Source organism: Bacillus sp. DX4.1 (genome assembly GCF_030348195.1).
GTDB lineage: Bacteria > Bacillota > Bacilli > Bacillales > Bacillaceae_G > Bacillus_A.
Map to the genome: position 1 here is coordinate 1,783,130 of NZ_JAUCFT010000008.1, position 19,096 is coordinate 1,802,225.

The 19,096-nt window shown below is 35.1% G+C and carries 13 protein-coding genes and 1 pseudogene; 11 read left to right on the forward strand and 3 right to left on the reverse strand.

Going from position 1 to position 19,096, the window contains the following annotated elements; all coding sequences use genetic code 11:
• Window positions 1–161 precede the first annotated feature (161 nt).
• On the forward strand, window positions 162–665 hold the full coding sequence (locus tag QUF99_RS12165; RefSeq protein ID WP_289370323.1) for a GNAT family N-acetyltransferase: 504 nt from the start codon (window positions 162–164) through the stop codon (window positions 663–665).
• Window positions 666–956: 291 nt separating this feature from the next.
• On the opposite strand, the pseudogene QUF99_RS12170 reads toward QUF99_RS12165, so the two are convergent.
• A pseudogene (locus QUF99_RS12170) lies at window positions 957–1,311 on the reverse strand (acetyltransferase); the annotation flags it as partial.
• 146 nt (window positions 1,312–1,457) lie between these two features.
• On the opposite strand from QUF99_RS12170, the gene QUF99_RS12175 reads away from it, so the two are divergent.
• The 3 genes from QUF99_RS12175 to QUF99_RS12185 all read left to right on the forward strand — a co-directional run bounded on the left by QUF99_RS12175 (window position 1,458) and on the right by QUF99_RS12185 (window position 4,472).
• Window positions 1,458–2,669, forward strand: a complete 1,212-nt coding sequence (locus QUF99_RS12175; RefSeq protein ID WP_289370324.1) for a phospholipase D-like domain-containing protein — start codon at window positions 1,458–1,460, stop codon at window positions 2,667–2,669.
• Window positions 2,670–3,351: 682 nt separating this feature from the next.
• Window positions 3,352–3,813: a CarD family transcriptional regulator gene (locus tag QUF99_RS12180; protein WP_289370325.1), complete on the forward strand. Its 462-nt coding sequence runs from the start codon at window positions 3,352–3,354 to the stop codon at window positions 3,811–3,813.
• Window positions 3,814–4,355: 542 nt separating this feature from the next.
• Window positions 4,356–4,472: a BC1881 family protein gene (locus tag QUF99_RS12185; protein WP_289370326.1), complete on the forward strand. Its 117-nt coding sequence runs from the start codon at window positions 4,356–4,358 to the stop codon at window positions 4,470–4,472.
• A gap of 213 nt (window positions 4,473–4,685) precedes the next feature.
• Here QUF99_RS12185 and QUF99_RS12190 read toward each other — a convergent pair whose 3' ends face one another.
• Together QUF99_RS12190 and pyrH are read right to left on the reverse strand one after the other, a co-directional pair.
• Window positions 4,686–5,501, reverse strand: a complete 816-nt coding sequence (locus tag QUF99_RS12190; RefSeq protein WP_289370327.1) for an LptM family lipoprotein — start codon at window positions 5,499–5,501, stop codon at window positions 4,686–4,688.
• A 691-nt stretch (window positions 5,502–6,192) separates the two neighbouring features.
• The gene (pyrH, locus tag QUF99_RS12195) at window positions 6,193–6,936 is read right to left on the reverse strand and encodes a UMP kinase (RefSeq protein WP_289370329.1); all 744 of its coding nucleotides are present in this window, start codon (window positions 6,934–6,936) and stop codon (window positions 6,193–6,195) included.
• A 573-nt stretch (window positions 6,937–7,509) separates the two neighbouring features.
• Here pyrH and QUF99_RS12200 point away from each other — a divergent pair.
• From QUF99_RS12200 to QUF99_RS12230, 7 genes are all read left to right on the forward strand, one after another.
• Window positions 7,510–8,781 carry a cation:dicarboxylate symporter family transporter gene (locus QUF99_RS12200; RefSeq protein WP_289370330.1) on the forward strand — a complete coding sequence of 424 codons (1,272 nt, stop codon included), beginning with the start codon at window positions 7,510–7,512 and terminating at the stop codon, window positions 8,779–8,781.
• A gap of 24 nt (window positions 8,782–8,805) precedes the next feature.
• Window positions 8,806–10,245, forward strand: a complete 1,440-nt coding sequence (gene aspA / locus QUF99_RS12205) for an aspartate ammonia-lyase (RefSeq protein WP_289370332.1) — start codon at window positions 8,806–8,808, stop codon at window positions 10,243–10,245.
• 205 nt (window positions 10,246–10,450) lie between these two features.
• A complete protein-coding gene (malS, locus tag QUF99_RS12210) occupies window positions 10,451–12,184 on the forward strand; it encodes an oxaloacetate-decarboxylating malate dehydrogenase (RefSeq protein ID WP_289374634.1) in 1,734 nt (577 codons plus the stop codon).
• Between the two features lie 87 nt (window positions 12,185–12,271).
• Window positions 12,272–13,591 carry an ATP-binding protein gene (locus QUF99_RS12215; protein WP_289370333.1) on the forward strand — a complete coding sequence of 440 codons (1,320 nt, stop codon included), beginning with the start codon at window positions 12,272–12,274 and terminating at the stop codon, window positions 13,589–13,591.
• Between the two features lie 4 nt (window positions 13,592–13,595).
• Window positions 13,596–14,528: a response regulator gene (locus QUF99_RS12220; RefSeq protein ID WP_289370335.1), complete on the forward strand. Its 933-nt coding sequence runs from the start codon at window positions 13,596–13,598 to the stop codon at window positions 14,526–14,528.
• Window positions 14,529–14,683: 155 nt separating this feature from the next.
• A complete protein-coding gene (locus tag QUF99_RS12225; protein WP_289370337.1) occupies window positions 14,684–15,322 on the forward strand; it encodes a LysE family translocator in 639 nt (212 codons plus the stop codon).
• A gap of 529 nt (window positions 15,323–15,851) precedes the next feature.
• A complete protein-coding gene (locus QUF99_RS12230; RefSeq protein ID WP_289370339.1) occupies window positions 15,852–19,082 on the forward strand; it encodes an SNF2 helicase associated domain-containing protein in 3,231 nt (1,076 codons plus the stop codon).
• Window positions 19,083–19,096 lie beyond the last annotated feature (14 nt).

The window sequence follows — 19,096 nt, forward strand, 5'->3', positions numbered from 1 at the left end:
ATGATAAACTTAAGTAACCATTTAATAATGGATTGCAAAGTGTGATGCCTCCTTTATTTTGGATTAAATATAATGGGGGTAGCTGCCAATAACATATACCTATTTTTAAATTTGTTTTTGTCTATTTAAAATGGCGTACAAATTATGATAGGAGTGTAATAATGATTGAATTAAATACAGAAAGATTAAGACTAATTCCTCTAAGTGCAGAAAATCTGAAATTACTAATTGATAATCCAAAGGAAATGGAACTAAGGTTATCTTTAAGTGAATCAGATAGATTTTCTAGTCCGGAACTTAAACAAGCTATGGAAATAAGACTTTCAGAGCTGTTAGTTGATGAGGAAAATTATATATGGTATACCAATTGGTTAATCGTGTCGAAAGATAAAAACTGTAATGTTGGAGGAATAATGATAAAAGGTCTTCCAAATGAAAATGGTGAAGTAGTAATTGGTTACTATACTCTTCCTAAATATCAAGGAAACGGCTATATGACGGAAACTATTAATAATATGAAAAACTGGTTGTTAAATCAGTCCGATGTTATGTACGTTATTGCTGATACTGATAAAGATAATATTCCATCGCACAGGATATTAGAAAAATCAGGGGCGGAAATGTATAAAGAAACAGATGAATTATACTTTTGGAGATTCGTCTGAAAGAAGTTCCCTGAAAAAATTGGCTAAGAGTCATTATTTTATAAAGGTGGCTCTTTTTTACGGCATCTGTACAATGTTAATCAATAGAATGGCAAAACTTGATTCAACTAACGAGTGCTTCAGTTGAATCAGAAGCACAAAAAATGATCAAACTTTTTTATAAAAGAGTGATACATTAGAATATTTTAAGAGCGTGTTTTGATTAATCTTTTATCAAAACACGCTCTTTCTTTTTGTTCGTTTATTAAGGTTGTTCGTATTAATTTGTACAAACTTTATTGCAAAGCAACACTAAAGTATCCTTTGCAATATTGATATGCTTTTATATAAGATTTCATTATGCGTACCTTGCACAACATATTTCTCTTCCTCAAAGGAAAACACTATTTGTAACGACATTTCCATCACCAAATGTTGTAGCTATATCTCCTACCACTTTTCCATCTACTCATTTCATTTTGGAATGAGCGGGAACCACTTGTAAATATTGAATTGTTTCTTCCCTATAACCTGCAATTAGTGTGGTCTGAATATTTCTTTTCTGTATCATATTCCTGTTTTGATTTAATTCATCAAGAAAGTGATTTTGTGTTCTCATTTTTTGATAAGGTATGAATTCAATGAACGATCCTGTTTGTATAAAGAGTTATTATCACTACCATACTTATGACATTTTTTAAGGAACATGAAGCACCTTCCTTAGAATATAGTTAGGTATTTAAACAAAGCATTGAAATCAAATTTTTTGAAACACTATGTAATAATAATTGCTTTGAGTGGAAGGAAAATAAAATGTTTAAAAAAATAATACGTGTTGTTTGGATTGCGATTAGCATAGTAATTCTTCTGATTGTTTGGATGCATATGGATGTAACATTAGGACGACGAATGGAGGCTGAAAAAAATCAACCGAAAGAATATGGACAGCATTATAGTAATTTTCAATTATATATGGAGGGGAAACCTTTATATCAGCAGCTGTTTTCTGATATAAAGGAGGCGAAACATTCCATTTTCACTTATTTCTATATTATTTCTGATGATGAAAGTAGCCATGCATTTTTAAAGTTGTTGAAAGAAAAAGCAGAGGAAGGAGTCCAAGTATACTTATCGGTCGACTGGATCAATGATTTGTCATTCGAAAGAAAACTTAAAAATGAATTAAGAGCAAGTGGCGTTCATTTTACATATAGCAGAAAACCTGAATTTCCGTTCTTTTTCTATTCGCTACATCATCGTAATCATCGTCGTATTACAACGATAGATGGGAAGATAGGGTATAGTGGCGGTTTTAATATAGGTAATGAATATTTAGGAAAAGATAAGCGATTTGGATATTGGCGAGATTATCAAGTGCGCTTACAAGGAGAAGGTGTGAAAGATTTAGAAGAACAGTTTGTATTAGATTGGAAACGAGATACTTCTGAAGGAATAACACGAGCCTCTCAACATACTGTACCAGGGAAAACGTTACATACACTGTCTGCTTATAATGGTCATCATGTTGTTACAAAGTATATTGAATTAATAAACGAAGCAAAACAATCCATTGTGATTGCTACGCCGTATTTTATACCAAAAGATAAAGCGCTTATGAATGCTTTAATTCAAGCACGACAGCGTGGTGTTTTCGTTAAAGTGCTCTGGTCTTTCAAGCCGGATGTTCCGCTAATAAAAGAAGCGGCATATCCTTACATTCGCCAAGCGATTGAGAATAACATATCCGTATATGGTTATAAAAAAGGAATGTTCCACGGAAAAGCTATGGTGATTGACAATGAGACAACAGTTATGGGTACAACAAATTTCACTTCGCGTAGCTTTTATTTAAATGATGAAATGAATTTTTATATAAAGGGTGGTCCCATTCTTCAACAAGTGAACCAAGCATTAGCGCAAGATTTTCAAGATTCAAAAGAAATGACTTCATCATTCTTTGATGATCTATCATTTTTAGACCGATGCAAAGAAAAAATAGCAGGATTGCTTAATTATTATTTATAGGATTAGCGATGCGATGATTAAGAAGAGATTTGGTATGATTCCGCATTTCTTTTGTTTACCCAACATGAATAGCGGGGGAATGGATTTATTTCTCTCTTCCTAATTTCTCATGTAAGACCTTAAGCCATCACTGCACACGAAGTGATGGCCTGTATTAAGCCTTTATCGCTACTAAAGTAGGTATGTGTTCTATATAAAGAAAAGGAATATCTGGAGGGATTTTATACATGAGACAAAAGAAAATACGAGGCTTAAAAAGAAGGTATCGCACTTTCTTGAAGTATATTGCTGAAGATACTAATTATTTACCTAAATTTCATGATCATTCTTATTTAGATTGTTGGCAATTATAACTATCCTCCTGAAGAGGAGATACGGTTCATTAGAGAATTAAATTACCATAACTTCCGCTAAGTGGTGTTATGGTAACTAATTATAAATAGAGTAGACATGAATAAAAATATGATGGCTGTTTTTGATATGAAAAGAGGAAAGTAACAATCTTTGCTTTACTGGCAATGGGGCACTATTTCTATCGTTTTTTTTGTTATTTTTGCTCGGCCTGATTTTTTAAGAAAAAAGAAGTTGACATGAAAAATAAAATTGTGATATTATAAAATTTTGCTAAAAAAACACATGTATGTTAAACTTAAGAATGTTACCATATATGGGGGTGGATTATTTGTTTCAAATTGGCGATAACATTGTTTATCCAATGCACGGAGCAGGTATAATTAAAGCTATAGAAGAAAAGGAAATATTAGGGAAGAAACAACAGTATTATGTTATAAAAATGTCAATCAGTAATATGCAAGTAATGATTCCTACGGGTAAAATATTGAGTTCAAGTATACGCCCGGTTACTGATAGGATTGCATTAAAACACATAATACACATTTTTCAGCATGGAGAATCAGATAGATCACTTTTGTGGAAGCAAAGGTATAAATTGAATACAGAAAAAATAAAAACAGGTAAAATACAAGAAGGTGCTGAGGTTGTACGTGATTTAATGCGTATGAAGAAAGAAAAAGCACTTCATGGAAGCGAAAAAACAATGTTGGATAACGCGCATGAATTTTTGATTAGTGAACTGGAATTAATTGAAGGGATCACGGAAGATCAGATGAAAAGCTTCTGTTAAAGTTCATTATAGATAATATATTACGTTTTTAGAATGACCTGAATTTTCAATTTAACACATTATAATTATCATTAAAAAAATCATTTTAATGAAATGTAACTTCTTCAACTCACAGTTACAATAATAACCTCTTTTGCTATTTCTACAATCTAATCCATTTCTAATTTCTTTTACGAATGTTCAAAACTTCACCAAATAACTTGATAAAAATAGTAACTTGATTTTTTGCAATCCTGATTCACACTGGCACGGACAAGGAGCCGTAAGGATGGAAGAGAGGTAGGGCTTTCATTGTTTTAGGTATATATATCTAAGTCATTATTTCTAGAAGAACAAACAATCAATCTCACCTCTATCTTTAAGAATTTCTTACATCCACTGAGACAGTGAATAGTAATTGCTTATCTTCTTTACGTAAAAGAGATAAGCGAATTGGTAACATTATATGGTTAGCTACAAAAAAATGGTTTCTAGACATGGAAACCATTTTTAAATTCATTAACATAACGATAGTAAATTAAGCGACAAGAAGGAGTGCAGATATGAAAAACATGTTAACAAAAGAATTAAGTAACGAGTTAAAGAAGCGTAAATGTGTCACTTCTATTGTGGTTGAGCCTTATGAAAAACTTGAAGCAAAACTATGCTTAGTTGTTTAAGTAACGGGTGCTAATGGTGAGAAAGTTGTATTTTTACTACCGATAACACTTGATTATGTAAACGAAGAGTCCCTTCAGATTGTCTGAAGGGACTCTTCGAGGTTTCTGGATACATTGGCTGTTGATAAGGAAAATTATGTTAACTGGATTGTTTTAATAACAAAAAAAAATTATGATTCTATACTCTAACAGTTAAGATAATTATTTAGATTACTAATTCTGATATTTTGCTAATCTTTCTTCAGCATTTTTAGATAATAATATATTTAGCATCAAAATCATATTATTTGTTTCTTGGCGTGCATTCGCATATGCATCTTTAAAAGCGTCTTTGTTATTTTCTGGATTTTCAACAGCGGCTAGCTGCTCCCAGCTTTTCTTCATTATGCCACACTTCTCATACAATCCGATATCTGATTGAGATTGAGGAGCAGGGGCTGCATATTCGAAGCTGCCTCCTCTTTGAATGTATGAAAGAGCATCTTTAATTTCAGGACTTGAAAAATCTCCTTGTTTTCCAGGGACATCTAGTATTCTAAATACTGAAAATGAAACAAATACAGTTTTTATTAGTGCTCTTTCTAAATTTGTCGTCTCATCCCAAGTTCTATATTGAAAAGACGGATCATTGTAATCTGTAACAAATGAAAAAGCTTTCGGGATATATTCTTTTGGCAGATTTACAAGTGGTTCTTCCGTATTTAAATTAATGAAAGAATCTCCGTAATTAAAAATATTAGTACGCTTACCATCATCACTTGTTACACGGCGAATAGGATGCTCTGTATAGAATATATAACCATTCTTATCGACATGCTCCTTCAATTCCTCATCCTTAGTTTGTATACCAATTTGCCCTTCTTTTTTCTTTGGTTCTTCTTTACTTTCTTTTTTGGGAACTGTTACGTTATCCTTTTTTATTTCTTGCTTCGTTTCTACTGACTTTGCAGCTTCCTTTTCACCACAAGCAGATAATGTGAATATTGTGGTTATTAGTGTTAAAATTGACAAAGTTTTTCTATGTATCATATAAATCCCCTCCCATCCTTAATTATACATATTTCTCAAAAATAGTAACGTGGTTTCCAATGGTCTACAGCTGCTAATATTTATAAATCCATTAATAAATTTATAATCATTAATAAAAGACGAGAATTCCCCTTGAATACATTTTCCTTTTCCATACTGTTCACACACCTTTTGTAGAGTAATAGTATCAGTATGTCCAAGTTTTGGAGATTACTTGCAGATATTTTGAAGTTTTTGCACCAGAACCAGAATTATAGGAGCAGCTTTCTTTGTAGTTTAAAAATCTATTATAATAATGATGAAAATAAAAAAAGACGGTTAAGGCCGTCTTTTTTTATGCTATTGTAAATTTACCCCGCTATTCGCGGGCAGTAACACCCCCACTGATCAAAGTTTCACTTTATTTTTTATACTCATGATGATTGATATATTTTTAGGATCTATATTATATAAATCCATTTTGATTTTTCGACATATAGCCGCGGCTATGGATAACAAAAGGTGACCTGCACTCGTTTTCTCTCTTTGTTTTCACTGTGTCTGGGGCTGGAAAAGGATCTGACCGCTTCTATGCATGGCCGGATGCTCTCTCCCACCTAAAAAGAAGGAGTTTATGTCGGTTTTTTAATTTGTATTTATATAGTTTTTCTGATATTTGTAAAACGAAAAGATTTTGTTTGTGTGAAAAAGGTTAGTTTTCTTCTTCAAGTTTTGTTAACTCATGATTAATTAAGGTGCCGATATGCTCACCTGAGCAAATCTTTTTCATAACTCCTGGCTCATCAAAATTAAAGACATGTGCTGGTAAATGATAGTCCCGAGCAAGCAATAATGCTGACTGGTCCATTACTTGTATATTGTGGCGAACGACATCATTATAATTTAGCTGTCGATACATTTTTGCTGTCTTATCCCGTTTTGGATCACTTGTGAAGACACCGTCTACTCCTTGTTTTGCGACTAGAATTGCATCGCTGTTCACTTCTATTGCTCGCTGTACACTTGGGTAATCTGTCGTAACAAACGGTTGCCCATTTCCCCCGCCAAAAATGACTATATATCCTTTATCTAAATGATGAACTGCTCGTAAACGAATATAGGGCTCTGCAACAGCTGTAAAGGGAATGGAGGTCATAACGCGTACTTCTTTATCTGTCTTGCTTGATAGTACACCTCGTAACATTAAGCTATTTATAATTGTGCCTAATGTACCTATGTTATCTGCTTCTACACGATTAATGCCCCATGTCTCAGCCAAGTTCCCTCTGAAAATGTTACCTCCGCCTACTACAAGAGAAACTTCAATACCTAAATCTACAATCGACAAAATTTCATTTGCAATATGCTCTAAACGTCTAGAACCAAAACTGTTTCCATCTTGATCAGCGAGAGCGCCGCCGCTTAGTTTTATTAAAACACGTTTGTATGGCTTCATTATCGTTCCTCCTTGTAAAGTGAAACTTTTCTCAGTGGAGTGTTCATCCTTCACTGAGAATTAGCCCTCACCAATGGGGCTCTTATGACCAGTTTATTCCCCACCTAACTTTTTTGCTTCTTACAGAACTTTGAGCTTTGGGGGACTGTTCGTTAGTACGAGATAGATAGCAATAAAAAAGGAGCAGAGGCGAATGCCTTTGCTCCTTTACAAGAAAATGAAACGGAAAAGAAAGAGATGTAATGAAATCCTTCGTATATCGTTTCATATGACTCACTCCTTTTCGCCTCATTTATTTTTAAATAAACTTATTTTTTAGATTATACAAAATAAGTTAGTGATTAATCAATGTTATTTTTTGATTGTTTATCCCACATTAACGGGCAGTAATACCCCACTGATCAAAGTTTCACTTTATTGATGAAGGATATCAATGAACATTTTAAGAAAAATATTTGAATGTTTTGTGACAAACTTGTAGGTTTTTGTCTGATTTTGTAGGTTAGCCTGTAACATGTGGGTATGCTTTTATAAATATAAATGAAAGCGTTCGCATGAAGGGGATGAAAATACGTGAAAAAATTCGGATTGGCAACACAAATTTTTGTAGCGCTTGTTTTAGGGATTGTAGTAGGGGCAATCTTTTATGGTAATAAAACAGCAATTTCTTATATCACACCAATTGGAGATATATTTATTCATTTAATTAAGATGATTGTGGTACCAATTGTTATTTCAGCACTGATTGTTGCGGTAGCTGGTGTAGGGGATATGAAAAAGCTTGGGAAGCTAGGCGGGAAGACAATTCTTTATTTTGAAATTATCACGACAATTGCAATTTTGATGGGATTAATTGCAGCAAACGTGTTCCAGCCAGGAACGGGCGTTGATATGAGTAACTTACAACAAAGTGACATTTCATCATACAAAGAAACAGCTGATGCAACGCAGAAAAAAGGTTTTGCAGAAACAATTGTTCATATTGTACCGACAAACGCAATTGAATCAATGGCAAAAGGTGATTTATTACCGATTATTTTCTTCTCGGTGTTATTTGGTTTAGGAGTTGCAGCAATTGGTGAAAAAGGTAAACCAGTTTTTAATTTCTTTGAAGGTGTGCTCGAAGCGATGTTTTGGGTCACAAACCAAGTTATGAAATTTGCTCCGTTTGGTGTATTTGCACTTATCGCTGTCACGGTTGCAAAGTTTGGTGTGGGAACGCTTCTTCCATTAGGAAAATTAGTGCTAGCAGTATATGTAACAGTTATACTATTTGTTATTATCGTATTAGGTATCAATGCAAGAATGGTGGGAGTAAACATCTTCACCTTAATGAAAATTTTAAAAGAAGAGCTTATTCTTTCATTCACGACAGCAAGTTCAGAGGCTGTCTTACCAAATATAATGAGAAAAATGGAGGAGTTCGGCTGCCCGAAGGCAATTGCATCTTTCGTTATTCCAACGGGTTATACGTTTAATCTAACCGGATCGGCCATTTATCAAGCATTAGCAGCATTATTTGTAGCACAAATGTACGGAGTACCAATGTCACTAACGGAGCAAATTACGTTGCTATTCGTTCTAATGTTAACGTCTAAAGGGATGGCTGGTGTTCCTGGAGCTTCATTTGTTGTTGTATTAGCAACATTAGGATCAATGGGGCTACCGTTAGAAGGTATTGCTTTAATTGCTGGTATCGACCGCATTTTAGATATGATTCGCTCGTCTGTCAATGTGTTAGGAAACGCATTAGCAGCCATTGTCATGTCAAAATGGGAAGGCGAGTTTGATCATGAGAAAGCACAGCGTTATGTAGAAAATGTGAAACAAACAGAAGCAGCATAAAAAATAGATAAGGAGTGAAGAAACATGGCAACAATTACTGAAACTACAAAAAATGTACGAATTGAAAAAGACTTTTTAGGTGAAAAAGAAGTACCAATGCATGCGTATTACGGTGTTCAAACAATGCGTGCGGTAGAAAACTTCCCAATTACAGGTTATAAAATTCATGAAGGATTAATTAAAGCTTTTGCAATTGTAAAAAAGGCAGCTGCACTTGCTAATACTGAAGTAGGACGATTGGAATTTAAAAAAGGCGGCGCAATTGCAGACGCAGCACAAGAGATTCTTGAAGGGAAATGGCATGATCATTTCATTGTTGATCCAATTCAAGGTGGAGCTGGAACTTCTATGAATATGAACGCAAATGAAGTCATTGCCAATCGTGCTCTTGAATTATTAGAACTGGAAAAGGGAAACTATCATTATATTAGTCCAAATAGCCATGTAAATATGGCACAGTCAACAAATGATGCATTCCCAACAGCAATTCATATTGCAACGTTAAATCTATTAGAAGATTTGCTACAAACAATGGGATATATGCATGATGTGTTTGAATTAAAAGCAGAGCAGTTTGATCATGTGATTAAAATGGGACGCACTCACTTGCAAGATGCTGTACCAATTCGTCTTGGACAAGAATTTAAAGCATATTCACGAGTGCTTGGGCGTGATATGAAACGAATCCAGCAATCTCGTCAGCATTTATATGAAGTAAATATGGGGGCGACAGCTGTTGGTACAGGGTTAAATGCTGATCCAGCGTATATTGAGGCTGTAGTAAAACATTTGGCTTCTATTAGTGAGCTTCCTCTTGTTGGAGCAGAAGATTTAGTAGATGCAACGCAAAATACAGATGCTTATACTGAAGTATCAGCTGCACTGAAAGTATGTATGATGAACATGTCCAAAATTGCGAATGACTTACGCTTAATGGCATCTGGTCCACGTGTTGGACTAGGAGAAATTATGCTCCCATCTCGTCAACCTGGTTCATCTATTATGCCAGGAAAAGTAAACCCTGTTATGCCGGAAGTGATTAACCAAATAGCATTCCAAGTTATCGGGAACGATCATACGATTTGCCTTGCTTCAGAAGCGGGTCAATTAGAGCTAAACGTAATGGAACCAGTACTTGTCTTTAACTTACTTCAATCAATTAGCATTATGAACAATGGATTCCGTGTCTTTACAGATAATTGCCTAAAAGGTATTGAAGCGAATGAAGGACGCTTGAAAGAGTATGTTGAGCAAAGCGTTGGGGTTATTACAGCTGTAAATCCGCACATTGGATATGAAGCGGCGGCTCGTGTAGCAAAAGAAGCGATTGCAACGGGACAATCTGTTCGTGAGCTTTGCCTGAAAAATGATGTGTTATCACAAGAAGAATTAGATTTAATTTTAGACCCATATGAAATGACGCATCCGGGTATTGCTGGTGCAGCTCTTTTAAAGAAAAATTAAAAGAGGGGGGACTTTCCCCTTTTTTTTGTTTACAATATAGAAATGGAGTAAAGTGAAACTTTTCTCAGTGGGGGTTGTCTTCATCACACGCTGAGAATTAGCTCTCACCAATCGTGCTCTTACGGTTAGTTTATCTCCCACCAAAGTTCCTTGCTTCCTGCAGAGTTTTGAGGTGGAGATATTGCTGTCCGTTCGTGCGGGGTAAATAGATAAAGGTAGGGATGGTATGAGTAAATTTATAGTTTCCTCTAATGGTACGTTAGAAACGACATTACGAGGAGTAGAAGTATTAGCAACACCGCTTTTAAATAAAGGAGTCGCTTTTACAACAGAGGAAAGAGAAGAATTAGGATTAAAAGGGTTATTACCACCAGCGGTGTTAACGTTAGATGAGCAAGCACGCCGTGCGTATGAACAATTTTGTTCACAGCCAGATGATTTACTAAAGAATGTATACTTAACAGCATTGCATGATCGTAATGAAGTATTGTTTTATCGTTTACTTACAAATCATTTACGAGAGATGCTTCCAATTGTGTACACACCCACTGTCGGTGTGGCAATTCAAAGATATAGTCATGAGTATCGTAAACCACGTGGGGTATATTTATCAATTAATGATCCGTCTGGCATTGAAGAAGCATTTTCTAACATCGGTGCAACAGCGGAAAATATTGATTTAGTCGTTGTCACAGACGGTGAAGGTATTTTAGGAATTGGTGACTGGGGTGTAGGTGGTATTAATATTGCGATTGGAAAGCTTGCTGTTTATACAGCGGCAGTTGGTATCGATCCGAGCCGTGTGCTTCCTGTTATTTTAGATGTTGGGACGAACCGCGAAGATTTGTTAAATAATCCATTTTACATCGGAAATCGCCACCCTCGTATAACAGGAGACGCATATGATACGTTTATTGATACGTTTGTAAAGGCTGTATGTAATAAGTTTCCGAATGCGTTATTGCACTGGGAAGATTTCAGCTCACGTAACGCACGCAAAATTTTAGATAAATATCGTGACAATGTATGTACATTTAACGATGATATACAAGGAACAGGTGCTGTTTCACTTGCAGCAGTATTATCGGCTGTGAAAGCTTCTGGAGTTCCGCTTTGTGAACACCGCGTTGTTGTTTTTGGAGCTGGTACTGCTGGAATTGGAATTGCAGATCAAGTGCGAGATGCAATGGTTCGTTCAGGTTTATCAAAGAAAGAAGCAAATAATCGTTTCTGGTGTATTGATCGTAATGGTTTACTTACTGATAATATGGAAGACCTTCTTGACTTCCAGCGTCCTTATGTACGTGAAAAATCAGAAGTGCAAGAGTGGAAACAAAATGAAATAATTGGACTTGCAGAAGTTGTGAAACATGTACAACCAACTATTTTAATTGGTACATCAACAGTAGCTGGTGCTTTTACAGAAGAAATTGTTAAAGAAATGGCTTCTCATACAGAAAGGCCAATTATTTTACCGATGTCTAACCCAACGCCACTTGCAGAAGCAAAGCCGGTTGATTTGATAAATTGGACAGAAGGACGAGCACTTGTGGCAACGGGAAGTCCATTTGAGCCAGTTACATATAATGGTGTAACGTATGTAATCGGACAATCAAATAATGCGCTTATCTTCCCGGGTCTTGGGCTAGGAACAATTGTTGTTCGCGCGAGTGTAATGACAGATGGTATGTTTGCAGCAGCTGCAGAAGCGGTAACGAACATGGTAGATACAAGTCAGCCTGGTGCACCAATTCTCCCGGAAGTAGAAGAACTACGTAACATTTCAGAGATAGTTGCGATTGAGGTAGCGAAAGTTGCAGTTGCTGAAGGTGTTGCTCGTGAGGAGTTAACTGATAACGATATCAGGAAGGCTGTCCAAGCTGCCATGTGGAAACCTGAATATCGTCCTATAAAAGCAGTTGAAAAGGTAACAATATAAAAAATGGAGCCCGTTTATGATATAAACGGGCTTTCCTTATGATGTTTCAAGAATAACAGTATAGCTAGGAATACTAAAAAATAGGAAGTGGCATCTTTGAACTGGAATCAATTGTGGAAGAAAGATATTTCCCTTTTAATCATTTTAGTTTTGATAGTTCCCATAGCTGGAGAACTAAATTTCCATCCATTTAATGATACATTTCGCGTTAGCTTTGGAACACCGATTTTTTTCTTTTTGCTATTATTTCTACGGAAAATACCAGCTGCTTTAGCAGGTATACTTGTCGGTATATCTGTTGTGATATTTCGCGTTGGTCTTGATTGGATGATGCAAGGTTCCTTTTATTTATCAGATTCTTTTTATATGCGTTATCCTGTCTTCTTTTACTATTTCATTTATGGGAGCCTTTTTTCACTATGTAAAGTAAATAGATTCCATCAAAAACCGTTACTAATAGGGTGCTTTGGGATTACACTTGAAATTGTCTCGAGTATGTCAGAACTTGCTTTTTATCACTTCTTTGTGCTTGGCACGGCGATTACAGTTTCAGAAATAAATAAAATTATTATTATTGCTATTTTTCGAAGTTTTTTTGCTCTCGGTTTTCTGAATATGATGAGTTTGTATGAAGCGAAGTTAAAAGAGGCACAGGTTCGGAAAGAAAATGAAAAAATGTTTATGCATCTTTCTAATTTATATGTGGAATCTATTCATTTGAAGAAGACACTGCAAAATGCGGAAATGATTACACAGGAAGCATATCAATTATATCGAAACTTACAAAAGACAAACATGGAAAACGGTGAAAGAGATATAGTGGAATATAGTAAAAAAGCACTAAAAATTGCAGGAGAAGTACACGAAATTAAAAAAGATAATCAAAGGATTTTTGCGGGATTATCAAAGCTTCTTTTAGATAAAAACCTTTCAGAATACATAGAGGGACATGAACTAGCAGAAATGATCGTAAGGATTAATGAGAAGTATGCACAGTTATTGGAAAAAGAAATCAAATTCTGCAAACAGATAGAAGGAGAGCATTCCGAGTATCATGTATACAATGTTTTGTCGATTTTAAATAACCTAGTTGCGAATGCGGTTGAAGCAATTGACAAGGTTGGTACAATTACGATAACTGCCAAAAGGAAAGAAGAGTTCGTGACATTTGAAGTAATAGATGATGGTCCCGGTATTCCATTGAAGTATAAGGAGCTAGTATTTAAGCCTGGTTTTACTTCGAAATATGATCAAACAGGAACACCATCAACGGGGATTGGACTCTCCTATATAAAAGAGATGGTGACGGAACTTGGAGGAGAAGTTATACTACAGAGCGGAGACAATGAAAGAGGCTGCAGATTTATTGTGCGGCTGCCGGAGTCTAGTTTAGCTAGGGAAGGGTGATCGGATGTTTTATTATATCATAGATGATGACGAAGTATTTCGTTCTATGTTATCGCAAATTATTGAAGATGAAGATCTTGGAGAAGTAGTAGGAGAAGCGGAAGATGGGGCCTTAGTAGAAGTCGATCAATTAAATTTTAAAAAAGTAGATATTTTATTTATTGACTTATTAATGCCAATTCGAGATGGAATTGAAACGGTTCGTCAGATTGTGCCATCGTTTACAGGGAAAGTAATTATGATCTCTCAAGTGGAATCAAAGCAACTAATCGGTGAAGCATATTCCCTTGGTATTGAATACTATATTACAAAACCTCTTAATAAAATCGAAGTTGTATCGGTTGTACAAAAAGTGATGGAGCGTATTCGGTTGGAACGTTCTATTCAAGATATCCAAAAGTCATTGAATAACGTATTTCAATGGGAGCAGCCTAAAGTACGAAGTGAACCACTACTAGAAGAGAAAAAAATTACTGATTCTGGACGGTTTTTATTATCGGAACTCGGAATCGCTGGAGAGAATGGAAGTAAAGATTTACTTAGTATGCTGGAATATTTATTTGGACTGGAAAAGGAACAAACATTTGAATATGGATTTCCAGCTTTAAAAGATATTTTTCAATATATCACGGTTAAAAAATTAGGAGAAGTAGCTTCAGAAGCAGAGATTGATAAAGAGAGAAAAGCTTCGGAGCAACGGGTACGCCGAGCGATTTATCAGTCATTAAACCACTTAGCTTCCCTTGGTTTAACCGATTTTTCGAATCCGAAGTTTGAAAGCTATGCCCCGAAATTTTTTGACTTTACAATTGTCAGAAAGCGTATGACAGAAATGACAAAAGAAGGAATAATAGCATCGGGTCATACAAGGATTAACACGAAGAAATTTATTCAGGTGCTATATTTTGAAGCGAAGCGGTTAACTCAAATAGATTAAATAAAAGAAGGTGTTTATAAATTAAACGCCTTCTTTTATTTAAATTTAGAATCATCAGAATTATCAGTTGTTATATTTAGTAATAAAAGGTTATAATTGGTTTTATATAAAATTTGTTATGTCATATATATGTAAGGATGTGAATAGAAAACAAGATGATAAGTACAATTGTTAGTTATTTGTTGCTTGGAGTTTCTCTTTCAGCACCAGTTGGTCCGATCAATGTTGCTCAGATAAATAAAGGGATGAAAAATGGTTTTTTAAGTGCATGGCTCGTAGGTGTGGGGGCAATGTCAGCAGATATAATTATGATGCTCTTAATTTATTTTGGTGTTTCTGTTTATTTAACAACTCCTATCGCTAAGCTCACCATTTGGGTATTTGGTTTCTTTACACTTTTATATCTTGGATACGAAAGCATAAAAGATGCCTCTAAAAAAGTAGAGAATCAAGGGGTTGGAGAAAGAGAACATCCAATGAAATCATTTGTTTCAGGGTTCCTTATTGCGATTTCGAATCCACTCAATATTGTATTTTGGATTGGAATTTACGGAGCTGTTTTGACAAGTGCAATTGGTACAGTAGGAAAAGAACAAGCATTGTATTATAGCATTACAATATTTGTTGGGATTATGATTTGGGATTTATTTATGGCGACTTCTATTCATTTTGGTAGACGGTTTGTAAATGATCGTATCATGAAATGGATTTCTGTTTTTGCTGGAGTTGTATTAGTTGGGTTTGGGATGTATTTTGGGTATGAGGCAGTTAGAGGAATTGGAGAGCTTATATAAGAGGAGGATTGCGTTGTGAGGAGGCAATCCTTTTTTTATGATCAGAAAATGTAATGTGTTTTATGTTATTTTACAAATTAACCAATAAAAAGGAGTTGTTTTTTTGAAAGTAATCAAATGCCCTCAATGCGAAGGCGAGGATATTAAAAAAGGTGTAATTAAAGGAGCGAATACAGCTGTTCATATGTTTCCCGTAAACAATCTAAGAAGCAAATCTTCACCGATATCAGCCGAATATTGTAACAATTGCGGATACATTTTATCTCTTTATGTGGTTGAACCCAAGAATTTAGGATAGCACTTGCTATCCTTTTTCATTAATCCTAAACTATACCCCTTAAAACATTAACTGTTATTTTACTTGATTATTGTATTACAACGAAAGTAATTGTTATTTTATATTTACGTGTATAACATGTAAAATGTTGTATAAGAGTAGATGAAAACATTAGAAATGTCTGTATTCTAATGTTTTTTCAATATAACTTTTAAAATGGTAAATTTTTATTTCTAGGGAAGGGTCGAAATAATGAGTTTTGCATTAAATAAATCAATTATTAAACAGTTATGTGGAGAAACCTCATACAAAAGAGGTGAGGCTTATTATCAATCAAAAAAAGTTACTATCAAGAATTATGATGCTGACGGAGATAGTTGTGAAGCGACAGTGAAGGGGAATGGAGATTTTTATGTCACAATAGAGAATGCTAATAATGGTAATATTGCTGCCAAATGCAGCTGCCCTTCATTAGCTTCTTTTGATTCATACTGCCAACATATCGCAGCTGTATTATTATATATCAATAATTTTCAACAAACTGGACAATCGATAGAGTCTAATGATTCCAATTCAAAAAAGGATTTGATAAATGGTTTGTCTAGAGATATTCAATTAGCGAATGGGATGTTAGATTTATTCGGTGAAAAGCCACTACGTCCGAAAAGTAAGCAACATCGATTTGATACACGGAAGATGCTTGATGTGGAATTTACTTGTATTCCAGTTGCTTCAAGAAATGGGGGAGCGTTGATTGGCATCCAGGTGAAGCTTGAGAAGTTACACCCTATATATCAAATTAGAGGGTTTCTTAATAGAGTAGAACAAAGAGAGTCTTTCGTATGTTCAAATGATTTTACCTATACGCCGGATGCTCATAGCTTTCAACAAGAAACAGATGCTGTTATTCAACAACTTATTCAAATCTATCACAATGAAAAAATGTATTTAGAATCGTTGCAAATGAGCTCTGAACAAGATGAAAGTATGATTTTAATTCCACCTGCTTCATGGAATCATATTCTTTCATTGCTTTCGACTACCCCATTTGTAACGATTGAGCATGATAGGAAATCATTTCATGGCATACATATCTCGAAAGAGTTGTTACCTATCGATTTTGAGTTCAATAAAGGTACAAATGGTGGATATATACTTCAGATTGATGGTTTATATCAAGTTCAGGTAATGGATACATATGGTTATGCTCTTTCTAGAGGGCGGTTATATCGTTTAAATGATGAGGATTGTAATCGACTTGTTGAATTAAAGAGAATGATGCACCATTCACAAAGTAATCAATTTCATATTCCAAATAAGAAAATGGAACACTTTGTAGAAAAGGTAGTACCAGGTTTGATGAAACTTGGAAACGTTCGAATTGACGAGGTTGTATCAGAGCGGATTGAACAAACACCTCTTAAAGCGAAATTATTTTTAGATCGAGTTAAGAATCGTTTATTGGCAGGGCTAGAATTTCAATATGGAAATATTGTAATCAATCCGTTAGAAGAGGATGGACAACCTTCTGTACTTAATCGGGATGAGAAAAAAGAACAAGAAATTTTAAAAATTATGAATGAGAGTGCCTTTGCCAAGACTGAAGGCGGTTATTTTATGCATAATGAGGAAGCAGAATATAATTTCTTGTATCATGTTGTTCCGAAGTTAAAGAGTTTGGTCCAGATTTATGCAACTACTGCTATAAAGTTACGGATTCATAGAGGAAATAGTGCACCTATCATAAGGGTGGAGAGGAAAGAGCGAATTGATTGGCTATCATTCCGCTTTGATATAAAAGGAATTCCTGAATCAGATATCAAAAATGTACTGGCTGCACTTGAAGAAAAACGTAAATATTATCGATTAGCAAATGGTTCATTATTATCGCTGGAAAGTAAGGAATTTAATGAAATTAACCAATTCATAAAGGAATCGGGTATCCGAAAAGAAATATTACAAGGTGAGGAAGTGAGTGTACCCTTAATTCGTAGTATGAAATGGATGGATTCACTTCGGGAAGGAAATGTTTTGAGCTTGGATCAATCGGTTCAAGAGTTGATGGGAAATATTCAAAATCCTAAAAATCTAAAATTTACTGTACCAGATAGTTTAAATACGGTACTTCGAGAGTATCAAAAATATGGATTTGAGTGGATGAAGACACTTGCATATTATCGTTTTGGAGGCATTTTAGCAGATGATATGGGCCTTGGAAAAACACTGCAAAGCATTGCTTTTATCGTTTCCGTCTTGCCTGAAATTCGCGAGAAGAAGTTACCTGTATTAGTTGTATCTCCTTCTTCATTAGTCTATAACTGGCTTAGTGAACTGAAGAAATTTGCTCCAGATATACGAGCTGTTATTGCTGATGGGAATCAAGTAGAGAGACGAAATATTTTAAAAGATGTTACAAAATTTGACGTAATTATTACGTCGTACCCTTTATTACGAAGGGATGTAAAGTTATATGCACAACCATTCCATACGCTATTTCTTGATGAGGCACAAGCGTTTAAAAACTGTACGACGCAAACAGCAAAAGCAGTTAAAACGATTCAAGCTGAATATCGTTTTGCACTCACTGGAACACCAGTAGAGAATTCATTAGAAGAACTTTGGTCTATTTTTTATGTAGTGTTTCCAGAGTTACTACCAGGAAGAAAAGAATTTGGAGATTTGAGGCGTGAAAACATTGCAAGACGAGTGAAACCGTTTATACTACGTCGTTTGAAAGAAGATGTACTAAAAGAATTACCAGAGAAAATTGAGCACTTACAATCTTCCGAACTGCTTCCAGAACAGAAAAAATTATATGCAGCTTATTTGGCAAAGTTGAGGCAAGAAACATTAAAGCATTTAAACAAAGATACATTGCGTAAAAATCAAATTAGAATTCTAGCTGGTTTGACACGACTTCGTCAGTTGTGTTGCCATCCAGCTTTGTTTGTCGATGACTACAAAGGAAGTTCAGCTAAATTTGAACAGCTACTGGAAATTGTAGAGGAGTGCAGGAGTACAGGAAAGAGGATCCTTATATTTTCACAATTCACGAAGATGCTTTCAATTATTGGACGTGAGTTGAACCGTCAAAGCGTACCTTATTTCTACCTAGATGGGAATACACCGGCCTTTGAGCGTGTAGAGTTATGCAACCGATTTAACGAAGGAGAAGGGGACTTGTTCCTTATTTCTTTAAAAGCTGGTGGCACAGGGCTGAATTTAACCGGTGCTGATACGGTCATATTATATGATTTATGGTGGAATCCTGCTGTCGAGCAGCAAGCGGCAGACCGTGCTTATCGGATGGGACAAAAGAATACTGTGCAAGTTATTAAGTTAGTAGCACATGGCACAATTGAAGAAAAAATGCATGAGCTCCAGGAGAAAAAGAAGAACTTGATTGAAGAAATCATTGAACCGGTGCAAGAGAAGTTGTCGTCTATTACGGAGGAAGAGATTAGGGATATTTTGATGATTTGAGGAAAACGTATCCT

What these genes read in the sequence shown, in the direction of transcription:
- QUF99_RS12165 (WP_289370323.1), top strand. Translation starts at nt 162, where the DNA reads ATGATTGAATTAAATACAGAAAGATTAAGACTAATTCCTCTAAGTGCA.
- QUF99_RS12175 (WP_289370324.1), top strand. Translation starts at nt 1,458, where the DNA reads ATGTTTAAAAAAATAATACGTGTTGTTTGGATTGCGATTAGCATAGTA.
- QUF99_RS12185 (WP_289370326.1), top strand. Translation starts at nt 4,356, where the DNA reads ATGAAAAACATGTTAACAAAAGAATTAAGTAACGAGTTAAAGAAGCGT.
- QUF99_RS12190 (WP_289370327.1), bottom strand. Translation starts at nt 5,501, where the DNA reads ATGATACATAGAAAAACTTTGTCAATTTTAACACTAATAACCACAATA.
- pyrH (WP_289370329.1), bottom strand. Translation starts at nt 6,936, where the DNA reads ATGAAGCCATACAAACGTGTTTTAATAAAACTAAGCGGCGGCGCTCTC.
- aspA (WP_289370332.1), top strand. Translation starts at nt 8,806, where the DNA reads ATGGCAACAATTACTGAAACTACAAAAAATGTACGAATTGAAAAAGAC.
- QUF99_RS12220 (WP_289370335.1), top strand. Translation starts at nt 13,596, where the DNA reads ATGTTTTATTATATCATAGATGATGACGAAGTATTTCGTTCTATGTTA.
- QUF99_RS12225 (WP_289370337.1), top strand. Translation starts at nt 14,684, where the DNA reads ATGATAAGTACAATTGTTAGTTATTTGTTGCTTGGAGTTTCTCTTTCA.
- QUF99_RS12230 (WP_289370339.1), top strand. Translation starts at nt 15,852, where the DNA reads ATGAGTTTTGCATTAAATAAATCAATTATTAAACAGTTATGTGGAGAA.